Origin of the sequence: Curtobacterium sp. B8 (genome assembly GCF_000333315.1) — a bacterium.
Classification (GTDB): Bacteria; Actinomycetota; Actinomycetes; order Actinomycetales; family Microbacteriaceae; genus Curtobacterium; species Curtobacterium luteum.
The window spans coordinates 1-1,564 of record NZ_BACW01000377.1; the positions used below are offsets into that span (position 1 = coordinate 1).

The window sequence follows — 1,564 nt, forward strand, 5'->3', positions numbered from 1 at the left end:
CCAGTCCCCGTCGCCCGCACTAGCGTGGCCCGGGCCCCTGCCCCGGCCCCGGCCCCGGCCCCGCCCCGGGGGGAGTGTGGCCGGCACCGGTCGCGGTCCGCGCCGGAGCCTGCTCGTCTGGATCGCCGAGCACGCGGCCCTCGTCGCGCTCGGCGTGGTGACGATCGCGCCCATCGTGTTCGTGGTGCTGACGTCGCTCATGTCCAGCAACCAGGCGCTGACGGCGTCGATCATCCCGAAGCCGTTCGACTTCGCGAACTACGGCCGGGTGTTCACGGAGCTGCCGCTCGCGCAGTGGTTCGGCAACTCCGCGCTGTACGCGGTGCTCGCGACGGCGTTCATGCTCGTCAGCTCCGTCCCGGCGGCGTACGCCCTCGCCCAGATCCGGTTCCGGGGCGCGAACGCGATCTTCACGGTCATCATCGTGGCGATGCTCCTGCCCCCGCAGGTCACCGCGGTGCCGGTGTACGTCATGTGGTCCGAGCTGCACCTCACCGGCACGCTGTGGCCCCTGATCCTGCCAAACCTGCTCGGCGACGCGTTCAGCATCTTCCTGCTGCGCCAGTTCTTCCTCACGATCCCGAAGGAGTACGGGGACGCGGCACGGATGGACGGCTGCAGCGAGTGGGGCGTGCTCGCGCGGGTCGTGGTGCCGATGGCCCGTCCGGGCATCGCATCCGCGGCGATCTTCATGTTCTTCCACTCCTGGAACGACTACTACGGACCACTGCTCTACGCGTCCGAGAACCAGGCGGCGTGGCCGGTGGCGTACGGCCTCGCGACCTTCCGCGGCCAGCACGGCACCGACTGGTCGATGACGATGGCGATGACCGTCGTCGTCATGGTCCCGGTCGTCGTCATCTTCTTCTTCGCACAGAAGGCATTCGTCGAGGGCATCGCGCTCACCGGCGTGAAGGGATAGCACCACAGTGAAACTCGCAGTCATCGGTGGCGGATCCACCTACACCCCCGAACTCGTGGACGGCTTCGCCCGGCTTCGCGACCAACTGCCGATCGACGAGCTCTGGCTCGTCGACCCGGACCCGGAACGCCGTCGGTTGGTCGGCGGCGTGGCACAGCGGATGTTCGCGCACGCCGGGCACCCGGGGACGGTGCACGTCACGGACGACGTGGTCGCCGGGGTGTCGGACGCCGACGCCGTGATGTTCCAGCTCCGGATCGGCGGGCAGGCGGCCAGACAGCAGGACGAGACCTGGCCGCACGAGGCGTGCTGCATCGGGCAGGAGACCACGGGCCCCGGCGGCTTCGCCAAGGCGCTCCGGACGGTCCCGGTCGTCCTCGAGTACGCCGAGCTCGTCCGGGAGCACGCGAAGCCCGACGCCTGGATCGTCGACTTCACGAACCCGGTGGGGATCGTCACCCGTGCGCTCCTCGAGGCCGGGCACCGCGCGGTCGGGCTCTGCAACGTCGCGATCGGCTTCCAGCGCCGGTTCGCCCGTGAGTTCGACGTCGCCCCGGAGGCGGTCCGGCTCGACCACGTCGGGCTGAACCACCTGACGTGGGAGCGCGGCGTGCACGTGCGCTCCGCTGACGGGAGCGAGCG

General features: G+C 70.3%; 1 protein-coding gene and 1 pseudogene. Both read left to right on the forward strand.

All coding sequences use genetic code 11. The annotated features are described in order from the left end of the window. Positions 1-76: 76 nt before the first annotated feature. Positions 77-922, forward strand: coding sequence for a carbohydrate ABC transporter permease (locus tag I59_RS09810; protein WP_022903722.1), 846 nt, complete (start codon positions 77-79; stop codon positions 920-922). Between the two features lie 7 nt (positions 923-929). Continuing rightward, a pseudogene (locus tag I59_RS09815) lies at positions 930-1,564 on the forward strand (6-phospho-beta-glucosidase); the annotation flags it as partial.